The organism is Massilia haematophila, assembly GCF_042647645.1.
GTDB classification, from domain to species: Bacteria; Pseudomonadota; Gammaproteobacteria; order Burkholderiales; family Burkholderiaceae_D; genus Telluria; species Telluria haematophila.
The window spans coordinates 1551287-1569010 of the sequence record NZ_JBHRVV010000001.1; the positions used below are offsets into that span (position 1 = coordinate 1551287).

General features: G+C 68.0%; 17 protein-coding genes. 10 read left to right on the top strand and 7 right to left on the bottom strand.

The features are described 5' to 3' along the window. Window positions 1-9 precede the first annotated feature (9 nt). Both ACFOPH_RS06990 and ACFOPH_RS06995 read left to right on the top strand, forming a co-directional pair. A complete protein-coding gene (locus ACFOPH_RS06990; protein ID WP_379734374.1) occupies window positions 10-1893 on the top strand; it encodes a feruloyl-CoA synthase in 1884 nt (627 codons plus the stop codon). Between the two features lie 29 nt (window positions 1894-1922). Continuing rightward, entirely contained in the window at window positions 1923-3095 is a 1173-nt protein-coding gene (locus ACFOPH_RS06995) for an ABC transporter substrate-binding protein (RefSeq protein ID WP_312549587.1), read from the top strand. A 367-nt stretch (window positions 3096-3462) separates the two neighbouring features. Here the strand turns inward: ACFOPH_RS06995 and ACFOPH_RS07000 are convergent, their stop codons facing one another. The 3 genes from ACFOPH_RS07000 to ACFOPH_RS07010 form a co-directional block, all read right to left on the bottom strand. Then, window positions 3463-5538, bottom strand: a complete 2076-nt coding sequence (locus ACFOPH_RS07000) for a putative bifunctional diguanylate cyclase/phosphodiesterase (protein WP_312549588.1) — start codon at window positions 5536-5538, stop codon at window positions 3463-3465. Between the two features lie 145 nt (window positions 5539-5683). Further along, a complete protein-coding gene (locus tag ACFOPH_RS07005; RefSeq protein ID WP_379734377.1) occupies window positions 5684-6811 on the bottom strand; it encodes a branched-chain amino acid ABC transporter substrate-binding protein in 1128 nt (375 codons plus the stop codon). A 94-nt stretch (window positions 6812-6905) separates the two neighbouring features. After that, on the bottom strand, window positions 6906-7421 hold the full coding sequence (locus tag ACFOPH_RS07010) for a GNAT family N-acetyltransferase (RefSeq protein WP_379734379.1): 516 nt from the start codon (window positions 7419-7421) through the stop codon (window positions 6906-6908). A gap of 227 nt (window positions 7422-7648) precedes the next feature. On the opposite strand from ACFOPH_RS07010, the gene ACFOPH_RS07015 reads away from it, so the two are divergent. The 5 genes from ACFOPH_RS07015 to ACFOPH_RS07035 all read left to right on the top strand — a co-directional run bounded on the left by ACFOPH_RS07015 (window position 7649) and on the right by ACFOPH_RS07035 (window position 11910). Then, window positions 7649-8014 (top strand): hypothetical protein, encoded by a 366-nt coding sequence (locus ACFOPH_RS07015; RefSeq protein WP_312551023.1) that lies wholly within the window; start codon window positions 7649-7651, stop codon window positions 8012-8014. Window positions 8015-8489: 475 nt separating this feature from the next. Then, the gene (leuA, locus tag ACFOPH_RS07020; RefSeq protein ID WP_312551021.1) at window positions 8490-10175 is read left to right on the top strand and encodes a 2-isopropylmalate synthase; all 1686 of its coding nucleotides are present in this window, start codon (window positions 8490-8492) and stop codon (window positions 10173-10175) included. A 177-nt stretch (window positions 10176-10352) separates the two neighbouring features. Further along, window positions 10353-10787 (top strand): hypothetical protein, encoded by a 435-nt coding sequence (locus ACFOPH_RS07025; protein WP_379734381.1) that lies wholly within the window; start codon window positions 10353-10355, stop codon window positions 10785-10787. A gap of 104 nt (window positions 10788-10891) precedes the next feature. Beyond that, window positions 10892-11518, top strand: a complete 627-nt coding sequence (locus tag ACFOPH_RS07030; RefSeq protein WP_379734383.1) for a TetR/AcrR family transcriptional regulator — start codon at window positions 10892-10894, stop codon at window positions 11516-11518. Window positions 11519-11532: 14 nt separating this feature from the next. Next, the gene (locus tag ACFOPH_RS07035) at window positions 11533-11910 is read left to right on the top strand and encodes a c-type cytochrome (RefSeq protein WP_312551015.1); all 378 of its coding nucleotides are present in this window, start codon (window positions 11533-11535) and stop codon (window positions 11908-11910) included. A 36-nt stretch (window positions 11911-11946) separates the two neighbouring features. Here ACFOPH_RS07035 and ACFOPH_RS07040 read toward each other — a convergent pair whose 3' ends face one another. Then, window positions 11947-12531: a GNAT family N-acetyltransferase gene (locus ACFOPH_RS07040; RefSeq protein ID WP_379734385.1), complete on the bottom strand. Its 585-nt coding sequence runs from the start codon at window positions 12529-12531 to the stop codon at window positions 11947-11949. A gap of 207 nt (window positions 12532-12738) precedes the next feature. Continuing rightward, window positions 12739-13164, bottom strand: a complete 426-nt coding sequence (locus tag ACFOPH_RS07045; RefSeq protein WP_312551011.1) for a MarR family winged helix-turn-helix transcriptional regulator — start codon at window positions 13162-13164, stop codon at window positions 12739-12741. A gap of 111 nt (window positions 13165-13275) precedes the next feature. Between ACFOPH_RS07045 and ACFOPH_RS07050 the strand changes: the two genes are divergently transcribed. Beyond that, the gene (locus tag ACFOPH_RS07050) at window positions 13276-14007 is read left to right on the top strand and encodes a siderophore-interacting protein (RefSeq protein WP_312551009.1); all 732 of its coding nucleotides are present in this window, start codon (window positions 13276-13278) and stop codon (window positions 14005-14007) included. A gap of 86 nt (window positions 14008-14093) precedes the next feature. On the opposite strand, the gene ACFOPH_RS07055 is transcribed toward ACFOPH_RS07050, so the two are convergent. Next, window positions 14094-14570 (bottom strand): acyl-CoA thioesterase, encoded by a 477-nt coding sequence (locus tag ACFOPH_RS07055; RefSeq protein WP_312551007.1) that lies wholly within the window; start codon window positions 14568-14570, stop codon window positions 14094-14096. Between the two features lie 188 nt (window positions 14571-14758). Here ACFOPH_RS07055 and ACFOPH_RS07060 point away from each other — a divergent pair, with 188 nt between their 5' ends. After that, window positions 14759-15856, top strand: a complete 1098-nt coding sequence (locus tag ACFOPH_RS07060) for a branched-chain amino acid aminotransferase (RefSeq protein WP_379734388.1) — start codon at window positions 14759-14761, stop codon at window positions 15854-15856. A 103-nt stretch (window positions 15857-15959) separates the two neighbouring features. Continuing rightward, complete coding sequence (locus tag ACFOPH_RS07065) at window positions 15960-16871, top strand: LysR substrate-binding domain-containing protein (protein ID WP_379734390.1); 912 nt, start codon at window positions 15960-15962, stop codon at window positions 16869-16871. Window positions 16872-17015: 144 nt separating this feature from the next. Here ACFOPH_RS07065 and ACFOPH_RS07070 read toward each other — a convergent pair whose 3' ends face one another. Next, a complete protein-coding gene (locus ACFOPH_RS07070; RefSeq protein ID WP_312551005.1) occupies window positions 17016-17717 on the bottom strand; it encodes a pirin family protein in 702 nt (233 codons plus the stop codon). Window positions 17718-17724: the final 7 nt, after the last annotated feature.

Genomic DNA, 17724 nt, shown 5'->3' on the forward strand with positions numbered 1-17724 from the left:
GAGGCCGCCATGACCCAATCCTCGATTGCGGCAGGCGGCAGCGCGGGTGGAGCGGCGAAGCGGCGATTCGTCGAGCTCGGGCATCCCGAGGTCGCGGCGTACCAGGCGGATGGCGCCTGGCACGTGGACGCCGTCACGCCGCTGGCCCCGGTGCCGAGCCGCTTCACCGACCGCCTGGTGACGGGCGCGCAGCAGCATCCGGAGCGCACCCTGGTCGCCCAGCGCGGCCCGGACGGCGAATGGATCCGCCTGTCGTGGGGCGAGGTGCTGCAGCGTGCGCGGCGCATCGGCCAGGCCCTGCTGGACCGCGGTCTGTCCGAGGAGCGCCCGCTGGCGATCCTGTCCGGGAACGACCTCGAGCACTTCCAGCTCGCGCTCGGCGCGATGTATGCCGGCGTGCCCTATGCGCCGCTGTCGCCGGCCTACTCGTTGGTGGCGACCGACCCGGCCAAGCTGCGCGACCTGGTCGAGCAGCTCACGCCCGGCGCGATCTACGCCTCCGACGGCCATGCCTTTGCGCGCGCCATCGACGCCGTGCTGCCCGAAGGGACGGAACTGATCCTGGGAAGCGGCGACGTGCCCGGCCGCGCGGCGACCCGCTTTGCCGCGTTGACGGCGACCGAACCGGCCACGGTCGACGTGCGCAACGCCCAGGTCGGCCCGTCGACCATCGCCAAGTTCCTGTTCACCTCGGGCTCGACCAAGAAGCCGAAGGCGGTCATCACCACCCACGGCATGCTGTGCAGTAACCAGCAGATGCTGCTCCAGACCTTTCCCTTCCTGGGCATCGATCCGCCGGTGCTGCTCGACTGGCTGCCCTGGAACCACACCTTCGGGGGCAGCCACAACGTCGGCATCGTGCTCTACAACGGCGGCACGCTCTACATCGACGACGGCCGCGCCACGCGCCAGGACTTCGCGCGCACGCTGCGCAACCTGCGCGAGATCGCGCCGACCGTCTACTTCAACATCCCGGCCGGCTTCGAGATGCTGGCCGAAGCGCTCGAGCACGACGACGCCCTGGCAGCGAACTTCTTCTCGCGCGTGAAGCTGTTCTTCTGCGCCGGCGCCGGCCTGTCCCAGGCCTGCTGGGACCACCTCGACAGGGTCGCCCTGCAGCGCTGCGGCGAAACCATCCGCATCATGACCGGCCTGGGCATGACCGAGACCGCGCCATCCTGCACCTTCGGCACCGGACCGATCGTCAAGGCGGGCTACGTCGGCGTGCCGGCGCCGGGCTGCAAGGTCAAGCTGGTGCAGGTCGGCGACAAGCTCGAGGCGCGCTTCCAGGGTCCGCACGTCACGCCGGGCTACTGGCGCGCGCCGCACCTCACAAGCGAAGCCTTCGACGAGGACGGCTATTACTGCACCGGCGACGCCCTGCGCTTCGTCGACCCGGAGCGGCCGACGCTGGGCTTCATGTTCGACGGCCGCATCGCCGAGGACTTCAAGCTCAGCTCGGGGACTTTTGTCAGCGTCGGGCCGCTGCGCGCGCGCGTCATCAGCCAGGGCGCGCCCTATGTGCAGGACGCGGTGGTCACGGGCCTGAACCGCGACACCGTCGGCCTGCTGGTGTTCCCGCGCATGGACCACTGCACCGCGCTATCGGGCCTGCCGGCCGGCACGCCTGCCGCCGAGGTGCTGGGGAGCAGCCCGGTGCGCGATCACTTCCAGCGCCTGCTCGACGGGCTCAACGTCGACGCCACCGGTTCCTCGAAACGGATCGAACGCCTGCTGCTGCTGGCCGAGCCGCCCTCGATCGACCACCGCGAGCAGACCGACAAGGGCTCGATCAACCAGGCCGCGGTGCTGAGCCGGCGCGCGGCCCTGGTCGATGCGATGTACGACGGCACGGAGACACAGACGATTTTCAGCACGGTTCACAGTATCTAAGTACTTACCTATAACAACGAGGAGACGACATGAAACTGAAGACCCTGGCCTGCATCGGCCTCGCATTCCTGCCCTTCGCCAGCAGCGGCGCCTACGCCCAGAACGGCGACACCATCAAGATCGGCGTGATCGCCGCCCTGACCGGCCCCTTTGTCAACATCGGCAAGCCGTTCGAGGACGGCATCAAGACCTATATGAAGCAGCACGGCGACACCGTGGCCGGCAAGAAGATCCAGGTCATCTACCGCGACGATGGCGGCAGCAACGTCGAGCTGTCGAAGCGCGCGGCGCAGGAACTGATCGGCCGCGAAAAGGTGAGCTTCCTGATCGGCTTCTCGCTGACGCCGAGCGCGCTGGCCGTGGCGCCGGTGGCGACCCAGGGCAAGACGCCGATGATCGTGATGAACGCGGTCACCACCGGCATCACGGCGAAGTCGCCCTACATGCTGCGCACCTCGATGACGATGCAGCAGATGACCGAGCCCTTCGGCGCCTGGACCGCGCAGAACAGGATCGGCAACGTGTATTCGCTGGTGAGCGACTACAGCACCGGCCACGATGCCGAAGCAAAGTTCGCCAAGGGCCTGCAGGAAGGCGGCGGCAAGATCGTCGGCTCCTCGCGCGTGCCGCTGGCCAATCCCGACTACTCGCCCTTCGTGCAGCGCGTGAAGGACCAGAAGCCGGACGCCCTGTTCTTCTTCGCGCCGGGCGCGGAAGACGGCGCCGGCCTGCTGAAGGCCTTCAGCGACAAGGGCCTGGACAAGGCCGGCATCAAGTTCCTGGGCGTGGGCGACATGACCAGCGACTCGCCGACCCTGGAAGCCCTGGGCGAGCGCGCGCTGGGCGCGGTGACGGTGCTGAACTACTCTACCGCGCTCGACAACGAGGCGAACAAGAGCTTCCTCAAGGCCTACGCCGAGGCCAACCCGAACCGCCCGGCGCCGACCTTCGTGACGGTGGCCGCCTACGACACCATGGGCATGATCTACGAAACCGTGCGCAAGCTGAACGGCAAGGTCAGCGGTGACGCGGCCGTGAAGACCCTGTCGGGCATGAAGTGGAACAGCCCGCGCGGCCCGATCAGCATCGACCCCAAGACCCGCGACATCGTCCAGAACATGTACATACGCGAGGTCAGGAAGGTGAACGGCAAGCTGGTCAACCAGCCGATCGGCGTGCTGAAGGACGTGATGCCGGACTGAACCTCCCGCAATCGCAGCGGCGACCCGGGTTTTCCGTAGGGTGGGCTCTCAAGCCCACGCCGTCTCACCGCAGACACACCCGCGCCTTCGTTCGTGGCCGTACACCTCGAAAAGACGCTGGTTCGCATCATGCGAATCCGCGTGGGCTCGAGAGCCCACCCTACCAAAGCAGGTCTTCCGTAGGGTGGACTCCCGAGTCCACCCTACAAACACCCGGGTTTTCCGTAGGGTGGGCTCTCGAGCCCACGCCGTCTCACCGCAGGCGCACCCGCGCCTTCCCTCGTGACCACAGGCCTGGACAAGACGCTGGTTTGCATAACGTGCATCCGCGTGGGCTCGAGAGCCCACCCTACCGAAGGCAGCACGGTCAGCGCCGCAGGAACTCCGTCGCCTGCGCCGCCGACATCGGCTGGCTGAACAGGAAACCCTGGAACAGGTCGCAGTTCGCGGCGGCCAGCGCGTCGTGCTGGGCGCGCGTTTCGACGCCCTCGGCCACCACGTGCATGTCGAGCTTGTGCGCCAGCGCCACGATGCCGGCGCACAGGTCGGCGTCCTTCTGGTCGTCGGCGATGTTGCGGACAAACGAGCGGTCCAGCTTGAGGAAGTTCACCGGCAGCTGGCGCAGGTAGGCCATCGACGAGAAGCCGGTGCCGAAGTCGTCGATCGAGAGCGCAACGCCGCCGCCCCTGAGCCGGGTCAGGATGGCGATCGCCAGCTCGGGATCGGACATCATCATCGATTCGGTCAGTTCCATCTCCAGGCTGCCGGGGGCGAGCGCGTGGCGGCGGATGGTCTCGAACACGTAGTCCGGCAGCTCGGCGCTGGTCAGTTGGCTGGTCGACAGGTTGACCGCCACCGGCACTTCGCCCATGCCCTCGCTGCGCCAGCGGGCGACCTGGCGGCAGGCTTCGTCGATCACCCAGCGTCCCAGGCCCAGCAGCAGGCCGAGCTGCTCGGCCAGCGGGATGAAGCGGTCCGGCGCCACCAGGCCGACGCCGGGCCGGTTCCAGCGGATCAGGGCCTCGAAGCCGGCCACCGTGCCGTCGCGCCGCATTTTCGGCTGGTAGTGCAGCGTGAATTCGCTCGACCCCATCGCCGCGCGCAGGTCGCGCTCGAGCGCCACCCGCTCCGCCACGGTCGCGCCCAGCGCGCGCGAATAGAAGCGGTACTGGTCGCGGCCGTGGTCCTTGGCCGAGTACATCGCCGCCTCGGCCCGGCCGAGCAGCTCGTTGGCGTCGTTGCCGTCCACGCCGGACAGGCTGATGCCGGCGCTGAAGGTCAGGTGCAGGGGCTGCTGCAGCACCGGATAGGGTTGCGACAGGAAGGCGCGGACCTGCTCGACCTCGCGCGCGAGTTCCTCGACCGATCCGTCATAGGGCAGCGTGAAGGCGAACTCGTCGCCCGACAGGCGCGCCAGGTTGCCGATCGAGGCGCCGCATTGCTGCAGGCGCAGGGCGACCATCTGGATCAGCTGGTCGCCGACCGCCTGGCCGAAATTATTGTTGATGTACTTGAACTGGTCGAGGTCGAAGATGGCGACCGCCAGCCGCGTGTTCGCCGCGGCGCCGCCACCGGCCGCCAGCAGGTGCTCGTCGAGCGCGGTCTCGAACCTCAGCCGGTTCGCCAGCCCGGTCAGGGAGTCGGTCACGCGCTCGTGTTCGAGCCGGGTGCGCAGGCCGCGCAGCTCGGTGATCTCGGTCGACAGGCCGAGCAGGCAGGCGGGATGCCCCGGCAGCGAGATCGGAATCTTGCGCGTCCAGAACAGGCGATCCCGGCCCTGCGCATCGGTGATCAGCTCCTCGACCGCTTGGGCCAGGCCAGCCAGCACCGCACGGTCGTTCTCGAGCAGCGGCTTGACCACCTCGGGCGGCAGGAAGTCTTTGTCGGTGCGTCCGAGCAAGGTGTCGAGCTCGACACCGAAAATCTCGAGCACGCGGCGGTTCGCATACAGGTAGCGCCCCTCACGGTCCTTCATGAAGATGGCGCTGTCGACGTTGGAGAGGATCGTGTCGAACCACAGGTTGCGCTTGATGAGCGCATCCAGGGTGCGCCGCTCTTCGGTCATGTCGGTCGAGATGCCGCACAGGCCGATCACGCGGCGCTGGGCGTCGAACAGCGGCAGCTTGACGGTGCGGAACACCCGGCGCCCGCGTCCAGGCAGGTAGAGTTCCTCGTCGCGCTCGAGCTTGGCGCCGGTGGCGAATACCTCGCGGTCGGTGACGAGGATCGAGTCGCAGCGGGCCAGGTCGACGAAATCGCCGTCGCGGCGGCCGACGATGGCGCCGGGCGCGGCCTCGAACACGAGCCCGAGCGCGCGGTTGGCGAACAGGTAGCGGCCGTCCACGTCCTTGACGTAGAAGCAGGCGTCGAGGTTGTCGATCAGGGCCCACAGGCTCTGCAAGGGCCCGGGACCGGCCGGCGCGGTTTCCTCCGACTCGTCCATGCAGCCTCCGGTGGCGGATACGGGGCGCGGCCCGCCCCGGCAGGCGCGTGCGTTCCTGCCCGTGCCCGTGAACAGTGTAACGCGGTCCCCGCACGGCGCACGCGCGGCAGGACTGGTACGCTGGCGGACGGCGGCCAGCCGCCCCTTATTTGGTCACGGCCAGCACCGTGCGGCGCCCGCCCTTGAAGGTGTACAGGGTGATGGTGCCGTCGCGGATGTCGCCGCGTGCGTCGAAAGCGATCGGCCCGGTGACGCCGCGGGTCTCGATCTTCGCCAGCACCGGCAGGTACTTCGCCGGCGCCGAAGAGCCGGCCTTGACCATGGCATCGGCCATCGTCATCACCGCGTCGTAGGCATACGGCGCGTTGATCTGGACGTTGATGCCGAAACGCTTCTTGTAGTCGGCGCGGAACTTGTCCATTGCCGGCTTGCCGGACGCGTCGACGCCGCCGGCCTCGGCGCAGAACACCTGGCCGTCCGCCATCGCGCCGCCCGACAGTTTATGGATCTCGTCCGAACAGATGCCGTCGCCGCCCATCATCTTGACGTTCATGCCGAGCTGCTTCATCTGGCGCAGCATGGGGCCGGCGACCGCGCTCATGCCGCCGAAGAAGACCAGGTCGGGCTTCTGGGCGCGAATCTTGGTCAGGATGGCGCTGAAGTCGCTCGCCTTGTCGTGGGTGAACTCCCGCGCGACCACGTTCACGCCCTGCTGGCGCAGGCCCTTGGCGAACTCCATCACCAGGCCCTGGCCGTAGGCGGTGCGGTCGTCGATCACGGCGACGCGGCGCGCGCCCATGTCCTTGACCGCATGGCGGCCCAGTGCCTGGCCCAGCTGGACGTCGTTGGCAACCACGCGGAAAGCGGTGTTGAATCCCTGCTGGGTGTACTTCGGGCTGGTGCTGGACGGCGAAATTTGCGGAACGCCGGCCTGGTGGTAGATCTTCGAGGCCGGAATCGTGGTGCCCGAGGTCTCGTGGCCGACCACGCCGTTGACGCGGCCGTCGACCAGCTTCTGGGCCACGTTGGTCGCCTGCTTCGGGTCGCCGCCGTCGTCCTCGGCCACCAGCTCGAAGCGCACTTTCTTGCCGGCGATCGTCACGCCGCGCGCGTTCAAGGCCTCGATCGCCATGCGGGCGCCGTTCTCGGTGTCCTTGCCGAAATAGGCGACCGGGCCGGTGACGGCGGCCGAATGGCCGATGCGGACGACTTCCTGGGCCGACGCCAGGCCTGCGGCCGCCAGGGCGGCGACGACAACTGCTTGCTTCTTCATTGCTTCCTCATTGTTCGGTATTGCGGTATTGCCGTGCGCCGGGCGCGCGAAAGAAGCAACTATAGCAAGGATGGGTCGTTCGGGTGCGGCGCCCTCATCCGTCGCTGCGGCACATGTAAAGCGCCACCGGCGGATAGCTCGCCAGCGCCAGCCGCGCGGCATCGTCGCCGCAGGCGGCTGCGCGAAAGCCGAGGCGCTCCCAGAAGCGCTGCGAGTCCTGCACCGACACCAGCGCGCAATGGGCCATTCGCTGTTCCCGGGCCAGCGCCTGCAGGCGCTCGGCCAGCCGGCGCGCCAGCCCCTGGCCGGCGGCGGCGGGCGCCACCGACAGGTCGTGGATATACAGCGTGTCGCCCGCCTCCTGCACCGCGAAGGGCGCATCGAGCGGGGTCACTGCGCCCTTGCTGCTGCGGTAGGCGAACACATAGGCGCAGACCACGCCGCCGGACTCGGCGACAAAGGAGGTGGCGCCGGCGGCGCGGATGCGCGAGCGCACCACGTCGGCCGCTTCCTGCATGACGGGCGGATAGCAGGCGGCCTGGACGCGCAGGACGGCGTCGAGGTCGTCTTCGCGGATGGAGCGGAGGGTGATGGGGTCGTGCCGGGACATGCTGATGCGTGTGAACAAAAGCAATATGCTACCGCATGCTCCAGGAAAGCGCCGGGCTCGCCCAGCCGGGCCACACCTTCCCCTGCGCTGTTGTCGTTCCGCATTTGTTTCCGCACGGTTTGACGCGGCCCGGTAGCGATCGCATTGCTTGCGGTATACTGGCGCTTCGTGTCCAACGCATCGGTCGGCACCCGGCTGTCGGGGCCGGTTCTCCGGGAAAGGCGAGCATGACCCAGCAGCAGTCGCAGCACGGGCCCCAGGCCGAGCAGGCCCCGGAACTGCCCTTCCGCACCCTGCTCTACCGTTTCATTTTCTTCGACTGGCTGTTCGCCGACGTCGGCCGGGCGCGCAACGCCATCGAGCGCCATGCCGCCTTCCAGCACAACCGGCGCATGAGCAAGTACCTGCCGGTCTACCTGCGCCGCTGGTCCTTCCTGACCGCCTTCGATTTCGCGCTCGGCTTCCTGCTCGAGCGGGCGCTGCAGGCGACCCTGCTGTCGGCCTGGTTCTTCACCTGGTCGTGCATCACGGCGACCGGCATGGTGGTGATCACGGTTGCCTGGGTATTCCTGAGCCAGCCGCCGCAGTCCTGACCGGCCCGGAAATGCGAGTAATGTGCAGTGCCTCCTCCGCCACCACAATGCGTCCATACGCAACTGTTCAATAAAAACGCCGCTTGACACCGAACTATATTCGGCCTAAAGTCTCCTCAATGTCTATCCAACTGCATCTGCCGACTTCCCTACCTGCCGCTGGCGCTCTATCGCTAGCGTCGCACCTACTACGCGCTTAATTGCCGCCGCCGTATCCGGTCCACGGCCGGATTCCCGAAGTAGTCAGAGGAAAGTTGTACGATGCAAGTCTTCACCCACCCCGTCGTTTCGTTCACCCGCAAGGCAGCCCCGCTGTCGCCGGCCTCCCGCGCCGCCACGCGCCTGCTGCTAAAACTACCGATCGGTTGCCGGGCCTAGCGTCGCGTGGCCCGTCCGGCAGCCTTCGCCACTTCCGCCTTCCAGGCAGTCCAGCGCAGTCGTCCCGATTTTTCGTTTTCAAGCAGGAGCATTCGATATGTTGACCAACCCAGCCGCCAAATACCGTCCCTTCCCCGCCATCGCCCTCGAGAACCGCCAGTGGCCAGGCAAGACCATCACCCGCCCGCCGATCTGGATGAGCACCGACCTGCGCGACGGTAACCAGGCGCTGATCGAGCCGATGAGCCCGGAGAAGAAGCTGCGTTTCTTCCAGATGCTGGTGAAGATCGGCGTGAAGGAGATCGAAGTCGGTTTCCCGTCGGCCTCGCAGACCGACTTCGACTTCGTGCGCATGCTGGTGGAAGACAAGCACATCCCCGACGACGTCAGCATCATCGTCCTGACCCAGGCGCGCGATGAGCTGATTCGCCGCACGGTGGAGTCGGCGGTCGGCGCCAAGCGCGCCATCGTCCACATCTACAACTCGGTGGCGCCGGTGTTCCGCCGCGTGGTATTCGGCATGGAGCGCGAGGAGATCGTCGAGATCGCCGTCAAGGGCACGCGCCTGATCAAGGAGCTGGTGGCCGCCCATCCGGAAACCCGCTGGGGCCTGGAATATTCGCCGGAGTCGTTCTCGACCACCGAACTCGATTTCTCGAAGCAGATCGTCGATGCCGTCAGCGCCGTCTGGCAGCCGACGCTCGACAACCCGATGATCGTCAACCTGCCGTCGACCGTGGAAGCCGCGACGCCGAACGTCTACGCCGACCAGATCGAATGGATGTGCCGCCACCTCGAGCGCCGCGAAGCGCTCGTCATCAGCGTGCACCCGCACAACGACCGCGGCACCGCCGTCGCGGCGGCCGAGCTGGCGGTGATGGCCGGCGCCGACCGCGTCGAGGGCTGCCTGTTCGGCAACGGCGAGCGCACCGGCAACGTCGACCTGGTTACCCTGGCCATGAACCTCTACACCCAGGGCGTGCACCCGGGCCTGGACTTCTCCGACATCGACGCCGTGCGCCAGGTGGTCGAGGAATGCAACCAGCTGCCGGTGCACCCGCGCCATCCGTATGCGGGCGACCTGGTGTTCACTGCCTTCTCGGGCTCGCACCAGGACGCGATCAAGAAGGGCTTCGCCCAGCAGAAGGCGGACGCGATCTGGGAAGTGCCCTACCTGCCGATCGACCCGCAGGACCTGGGCCGCAGCTACGACGCCGTGATCCGCGTCAATAGCCAGTCCGGCAAAGGCGGCATGGCGTATCTCCTGGAGCAGGAATACGGCCTGCAATTGCCGCGCCGCCTGCAGATCGAATTCTCGCGCGTGGTCCAGCAGCTGGCCGACAGCAGCGGGCGCGAGATCGCCGCCAGCGACATCCACGAGCTGTTCCAGCGCGAATACCTGGAGAACGAAGCGCCCTACCGCTACGTCTCGCACCGCATGAGCGAGGACAGCACGGGCGCGCAGCCGGTGCAGGTCGAGGTGACCGCGATGCACGAGCGCGTGCAGGCCGTGAAGCGCGGCGTCGGCAACGGCCCGATCGACGCCTTCGTGAACGCCCTCGGCCTGGACATCCGCCTGATGGACTACCACGAGCACTCGATCGGCTCGGGCGCGAATGCGCGCGCCGCCTGCTACGTCGAGCTGCGCGTCGGGAATGGCGCGACCCTGTTCGGCGCCGGCATCGACAGCAATATCGTGACGGCCTCCTTCCGCGCCGTGCTGTCGGCGGTGAACCGTCATCTCGCTGCGGAAAACGCCAAGGCGCCCGCCATCGCCGCGTAATACCCGGCCCACCCGGCGCCCACAGGCGCCTTCCCACCCGGTCCGGGCGTTCCCGGACCGTTCCCCCGGCGATCGACGATCGCCGGGCAAGCCTTTCCTGAACATCCAGCCCGGCCAGCACTTATAATCGTGCTCGGCCGTGCATTCGGCGCGGCGTGTTCAATGATCGGAAAGCCCATGAAGAAAGCGCTCTACCTGCTCCTGTTCGCGTCCGCCGCCGCCGCCGCCGGCGACGACGCCGTGCTGAAATGCCGTACCCTGACGGACGGCGCACAACGCCTTGCCTGTTACGACGCCATGCCGCTCGGCGCACCTGCAGCGGCCGCCTCCGGCCGCAGCGCCGAGCAGAATTTCGGCATGACCCAGGCCGCCAGGGAGCCGGAGCCGGACCAGATCGAGAGCAACATCGTCGGCGATTTCGATGGCTGGAGCGCGAATACCCGGATCACGCTGGCCAACGGCCAGGTCTGGCGCATCAGCGACGGTAGCGAAGCGGTGCTGCCCCGGTTGCACAATCCAAAGGTGCGCATCACGCGCGGCCTGCTGGGCGGCGCCCTGTACTTCAAGGTGGACGGCCAGAACAGCACGGCGCGGGTGCGCCGGGTGCAATAACAGGGCATCATAGCGGCATAACGGTGACATAACAGCAGCATAACCGCGGCACTGCGTGCGGCCGCGCTCCGCGCAGCGCCGGCCTGGTCGAAAGCGAGTCTGCCATGAAGAAGAGCGAAGCGAGACGCCAGGCCATCCTGGATGCGGCGACCGGCGTGTTCCATGCAGCCGGCTTCGACCGCGCCTCGATGTCGGACATCTGCAACCGCGTCGGCTTTTCGAAGGCGACGGTCTACGGCTATTTCAAGTCGAAGGAAGAGCTGCTGCTGGCCATCGCCACCGAGGCGGCCGAAACGGAATTCGCCGCGGCGCAAGTGGCCATGGGGTCGCTGGCGCAACCGGCCGCCGACCTCGCCGCCGCGCTCGACGGTTTCGGCCGGCGCTACCTCGCTTTCACCTGTTCGCCCGAAGCACTGGCGATGCGGCGCCTGATCCTGGCCGAGGCGGGACGCCTGGGGCTCGGCAACCAGTGCTACGATCTCGGTCCGGCGCGCATCACCGCCGCCCTGGCCGCCCTGCTGCACGAGGCCATGGACGCCGGCCAGCTGCGCGAAGCCGGCAGCATGCTGGCTGCGCGCCACCTGAAAGCCCTGCTCGACGCCGAATGGGGCGAGCGCCTGCTGTTCCAGACGGCCGAGGCGCCGACGCCCGAGCAAATCGACGGCGCCGCCCAGCGCGCGGTGGCGACCTTCATGGCGGCCTACCGCCCGGGCCGGCCGCTCCCTGCCTGAACCCTGCTTTGACGATGAAGACACTGTATTTGACGATCCTGCTGGCCCTGCCCCTGGGAGCCGGCGCGGCGGACCTGAACAATGGACAGCGCCTGTTCGGCACGCGCTGCGCGTCCTGCCATAGCGTCGGCCCGTCCGCGCGCTCCGGCTTCGGCCCCCAGCTCAACGCCCTGTTCGGCCGCCGCGCCGGCAGCCTGCCCGGCTATGGCTACTCGGCGGCGATGAGGCGCTCGAACATCGTCTGGTCCGACAAGACGCTCGCCGCCTTCCTCGACGACCCGGGCGACCTGGTCCCCGGCACCAAGATGCGCTTCTGGGGCATGAGCAACGACAAGCAGGTCGCCGACCTGCTGGCCTACCTGCGCAGCCAGCAGCAGGTCCAGACGCGCTGAGGCCGCCGCCGACCCGCGCCTGCTGACCGTGGACGGCTACCTGCGCGAGGTCGACGCGCGCTGATCGCGGCCGTCGCCACCCAGGTCCACGCGCCGCAACCGGTACAGGACGTGGCGCGACAGCCGGTGCCCGGGCGGCAGCGCCGGATGGGCAAAGTCGCCGTCCGGGTCGCGGCGCATCCCGAGGCGCTCCATGACCCGGCGCGAGCGCAGGTTGTCCGGCACGGTGAACGAGACGATCTCGTCGAGTCCAAGGGCGCCGAAGCCGTGCGCTATGCTGGCGCGCGCGCCCTCGCCGGCATAGCCCTGCCCCCAGTAGGCGCGGCCCAGGAACCAGCCCAGCTCGAAACAGGGCGCGAACGGTTGGTCGAAGTCCTGGTATTTAAGGCCGACGAAACCGGCCAGGACGCCGCTCGCGCGCAGCACCGAGGCGAAGTAACAGGTGCCGTCGCGTTCGTAGAGCCGGTTCTGGGCGGCGAAGAAGGCGCTCGCCTTGTCGCGGGTCCAGGGACCGGGCAGGAAGGCATGGACCTCCGGGTCGGCGCTCAAGGCGACGAAGGGGTCGATGTCGTCGTCGCGCCAGGTGCGCAATGTGAGGCGCTCGGTGTGCAGGACGTCCATGGTCGCTTTTCCACTCACGGATGGAGGATGTCATGCATTGTATGCCCTCGGACTTCGTGGCGCCGTGCGGTTGGCTTCCGTATCATTCCGCGTGGACACAGGTGTCCACCCTACGAAAACCGGGTTTCGTAGGGTGGGCACTTGTGCCCACGCGGTCTCACCATCAGCGCACCGGCGAGCGCGCCGCGAGTCACGTCAAAAAACGGATCAACCCTCATCCGCCTCGCGCGCCAGATTGCTCCGCACCCGCTGCAGCAGCACATGCAACTGCGCCCGCTGCGCCTCGTCCAGCCCCGTCAGCCCCACCTCCGACAGCGCCGTCCCGATCCGGTGCAGCTGCCCATGCAGCGCCCGGCCCGCTTCGCTCAGGTAGAGCCGCGTGCTGCGCCGGTCCGCCTCGTCCGCGCTGGCATCGAGCAGGCCCCGGTCGCGCAGGCCGCGGATCAGCCGCGTCAGCTGGGCCTTGTCGCGTCCCGAATGGGCCACGAGGTCGCTCAGCGTCGCTCCCGGCTCGCGCGCGAAGAAGCGCAGCACCTTGCTCTCCATGTGGGTCAGCTCGTGCTCGCCGCCGGCAAAGGCGCGGAACTGCTGCGAACGGTAGAGGTGCATGATCGCGTGGATGGCGTCGAACACGTCGCCCACGGCGCCGGACGCAGTATCCAACCCGGCCTCGGGCGGATTTTGGTTGACTTTATCAACTTGTGTTCGCATAATAGGAGACATTATCAACTAATTGGGTGAAACATGGAACAGCAAAACAGCCGCCAGGTCCAACGCGTGCGCCATGAGCTGCGCCTGCGCGAAGTCACCGTCGCCGGCGTGGCCCCGGTCGGCGCGCACATGGTTGCCATCACCTTCCAGGGCGAGGCGCTGCACGACTTCGTCTCGCTGTCCTTCGACGACCACGTGAAGTTCATGTTCGACGGCGCAGACGGCGTCCAGGTGCGGCGCGACTATACGCCGCGCCGCTTCAGCGCCGCGGCGCGCGCGCTGACGCTCGAATTCGCCCTGCACGGCGACGGCGCCGCCTCGAACTGGGCGCGCCAGGCACGGGTCGGGCAAAAGGTCATCGTCGGCGGGCCGCGTGGCTCGATGATCGTGCCGATGGCCTTCGACTGGTACCTGCTGGCCGGCGACAGCACCGCCCTGCCTGCGATGCGGCGCCGCCTCGAGGAACTGCCGGCCGGCAGCCGCGTCATCGTGGTCGCCGCCGCCGATGCCGGCGACCGCCTGCCTTTCGCTGGCGCGGCGCAGCCTGAAGTGCACTGGGTCGAGGATGACGACGCCCTGGTCGAGCGCGTGCGCACGCTGGCCCTGCCCGAGGGCGCCGGCTTTGCCTGGGGCGCCGGCGAAGCGGCGGCGATGCGCCGCCTGCGCGCCGTGCTGGCCGAGGAAAAAGGCATCGCCAAGGATGCGATGCGCGTCTCGGCCTACTGGAAACAGGGCGTGGCGGACCACCACGAGAATCTGGAGTAAATGCGCCTGGACTGAATGCGCCTGGACCAAATGCGTCTGGCGTAAATGCATGCGTCTGGAATTATCCGCCCCGAAGCCGGAAACCCTCAGCGCTTCCTCGGATGCAGCGCCTGGCGCGCGCGCTTCCTTTCCTCGGCCTTGGCGAAGCGGCGCTTCTGGTCGTCGGTCTCCGGCACCAGCGGCGGCACCTGCTGCGGCTTGCGTTGCTCGTCCACCGCCACCATCGTGAAGTAGCAGCTGTTCGCATGGCGCACCGTGCGTTGCTGGATGTTCTCGGTGACGACGCGGATGCCGACCTCCATCGAACTCGTCCCCGTATAGTTCACCGACGCCAGGAAGGTCACCAGTTCGCCGACGTGGATCGGCTCGAGGAACATCACCTGGTCCACCGATAGCGTCACCACGTAGGAGCCGGAATAGCGGCTGGCGCAGGCATAGGCCACGCTGTCGAGGAACTTCAGGATGGTGCCGCCGTGGACGTTGCCCGAGAAGTTGGCCATGTCGGGCGTCATCAGCACCGTCATGCTCAGCTCGTGGATGGGTCTGCCGTGTTGGTCGTTCATGATTCTGTAGCGCGGGAAGGGAAAGCCTATTCTAGCGCCAAACCGGTTTACTTTCCGAAGCGCAAGAGATCGGACGAAGGCCCGGCTGGCCGCGAAAACGACGAAGTGCACAACAAACCGGCCGAATTGACCGATAATGTCGGTTTTGCGGGCGTCGCCACGCCCATTCCGCCGTTTCTGGAGACTGTATGAACAAAGAAGGCCAATCGACGCTGTCGATCGAAAAATCCTTGATCCCCCTGCCACCCGCGGAGCGCTCGGCGCTGCTGCAGAACCCGGGCTTCGGCCGCGCGTTCAGCGACCACATGGTCACGATCCGCTATACCGAAGGCCGCGGCTGGCATGACGGCAAGGTCGAGGCGCGCGCCAACCTGCCGCTCGATCCGTCGACCATGGTACTGCACTATGCGCAGGAAATCTTCGAGGGCCTGAAGGCCTACCGCCTGCCGCAGGGCGGCGCCGCGCTGTTCCGTCCCGACGCCAACGCGCGCCGCTTCCGTAACTCGGCGGTGCGCCTGGCCATGGCGCCGCTGCCGGACGAACTGTTCCTGGAATCGGTGCACGCCCTGGTATCGGAAGACCGCGACTGGATCCCGGAAGCCGAAGGCTCGGCCCTCTACCTGCGTCCGTTCATGGTCGCCACCGAAGCGGCGCTGGGCGTCAAGCCGGCCAGCGAATACCTGTACTGCGTGATCGCCTCGCCGGTCGGCTCCTACTTCAAGGGCGGCGCGGCGGGCGTGACCCTGTGGGTGTCCGAGAACTACATCCGCGCCGCGCCCGGCGGCACCGGTGAAGCCAAGTGCGGCGGCAACTACGCCGCCAGCCTGGCCGCGCAGGCCGAGGCGATCCGCCAGGGCTGCGACCAGGTCGTGTTCCTGGACGCCGTCGAGCGCAAGTATGTGGAAGAACTGGGCGGCATGAACGTGTTCTTCGTGTTCGAGGACGGTTCGATCCAGACCCCGCCGCTGGGCGGCACCATCCTGCCGGGCATCACCCGCGACTCGCTGATCGTGCTGGCGCGCGACCTCGGCATCACGGTGCGCGAAGAGCCGTACTCGATCGACCAGTGGCGCGCGGACGCGGCCAGCGGCCGCCTGACCGAAGCCTTCGCCTGCGGCACCGCCGCCGTCGTCACCCCGATCGGCAAGGTCAAGGGCAGCAGCTTCGAAGCCACCATCGGCGACGGCGGCGCCGGCCCCGTGACCACGAAGCTGAAGGCCGCCCTGCTCGACATCCAGAACGGCCGCGCGGAAGACCGCCACGGCTGGCTGCAGCGCGTGTTCTGATCGGCACGGCGCGGCCTCGCCGCGCCTATACCGCGGAGCGCCGGCACACGCCGGCGCCCCGCCCCCCCTTGCTCCCATTCCCGACAGCGTCTCTCGCGCGCCCATGCTGAAACTCAGTCTCGACGCCCTGCTCACGGTCGACACCATCGCGCGCCGCGGCTCGTTCGCGGCCGCCGCCAAGGAACTGTTCCGGGTGCCGTCGACGATTTCCTATACCGTCGCCAGGCTCGAGGACGACCTCGGCGTACAGCTGTTCGAACGCTTCGGCCCGCGCGTCACCCTGACCGAGGCCGGCGAGGAGCTGCTGAAGGAAGGCCGCTACCTGCTCAAGGCAGCGGGCGACCTCGAGCGGCGCGTGCGGCGCGTCGCCTCGGGCTGGGAGACCGAATTCACGATCGCGATCGACTCGATGCTGGCGCCCTGTGGCCTGATCCCGGACATCGAGGCCTTCTGCCAGGTGGCGGACCAGACCCGCCTGCGCCTGCTGAAGGAGGAACTCTCGGGCACCTGGGAAGCCCTGCTCGACCGGCGCGCCGACCTGCTGGTGGGCGCCGCCGGCGCGGGTCCTTCCGGCGGCGGCTACACCGCGCTGCCGGTGGCCACCGTCTCCTTCGTGTTCGTGGTGGCGCCCGGCCATCCGCTGGCTGCGGTCGACCGTCCGCTGTCGAAAGCCGACCTGGCGGCGCACCGCGCGGTGTCGGTGTCCGACTCGGCGCGCCAGCTGCAGGCGCGCACCGTCGGCCTGCTGTTCGGCCAGGACACGCTGGCCGTGCCCGACATGCAGACCAAGTACGCCTACCAGCGCGCCGGGCTCGGATTCGGCTTCCTGCCCGCGCCCTGGGTGCGCGAGGATGTCGCCCAGGGGCGGTTCGTGGTGAAACAGGTCGAGGAACCGAAGCCGGACGAGACGCTGCAGCTGGCCTGGCGCACCGGCGAGGAAGGCGCGGCGCTGGCGTGGTGGAAGGAGAGGCTGCGCGGGTCGGATACGGTGGCCAGGATGCTGCTGCGCGATTGACGCCGCATCAAGCGGGACGTAGGGTGGGCACTCCGTGACCACGCGTGAAGCCTGCGTCGTGTTGGCTTTCATGAAGGGCCGCGTGTACTCATCGTTTACGCGTGGGCACGGAGTGCCCACCCTACCCGCATCCGCCCCAGCGAATCAGTGCGGCAAATCGAACAGCAGCACTTCCGCGTTGTCGGCGCCGTTCAGCACGATCGCGGCCTCGTCGTCGACGCGCACGGCGTCCCCGGCCTTGAGCGCGATGCCGTTCACGTTCAGCCGGCCGCGCGCCACGTGCAGGTAGCCGATGCGCTGGTCGCCGAGCGGGAAGCTGACCTCGTCGGCGCCGTCCAGGATGCCGGCGTACAGCGCGGCGTCCTGGCGGATCGAGACCGAACCTTCGCGGCCGTCGTTCGAGGCGACCAGGCGCAGGCGGCCCAGCTTCGATGCGCGGTCGAAGTGCTTTTCCTCGTAACCGGCCGGGGCGCCAGCCTGGTTCGGCTGGATCCAGATCTGCAGGAAGTGGACCGGCTCGCTCGCCGAGTGGTTGTACTCGCTATGGACCACGCCCTTGCCCGCGCTCATGCGCTGCACGTCGCCGTAGCGCAGCACCGAGCCGTTGCCCATGCTGTCCTTGTGCTCGAGGGCGCCGTCCAGCACGTAGGAAATGATCTCCATGTCGCGGTGGCCGTGCGGATCGAAGCCGCCGCCGCCGGCGACGCGGTCCTCGTTGATCACGCGCAGCGGGCCCACGCCCATGTGCGCCGGATCATGGTAGTGGCCGAAGGAGAAGGTGTGCTTCGAGTCCAGCCAGCCAAAGTTGGCAACGCCGCGTTCTTCGCTTTTACGTACTTTCAACATGATGCAC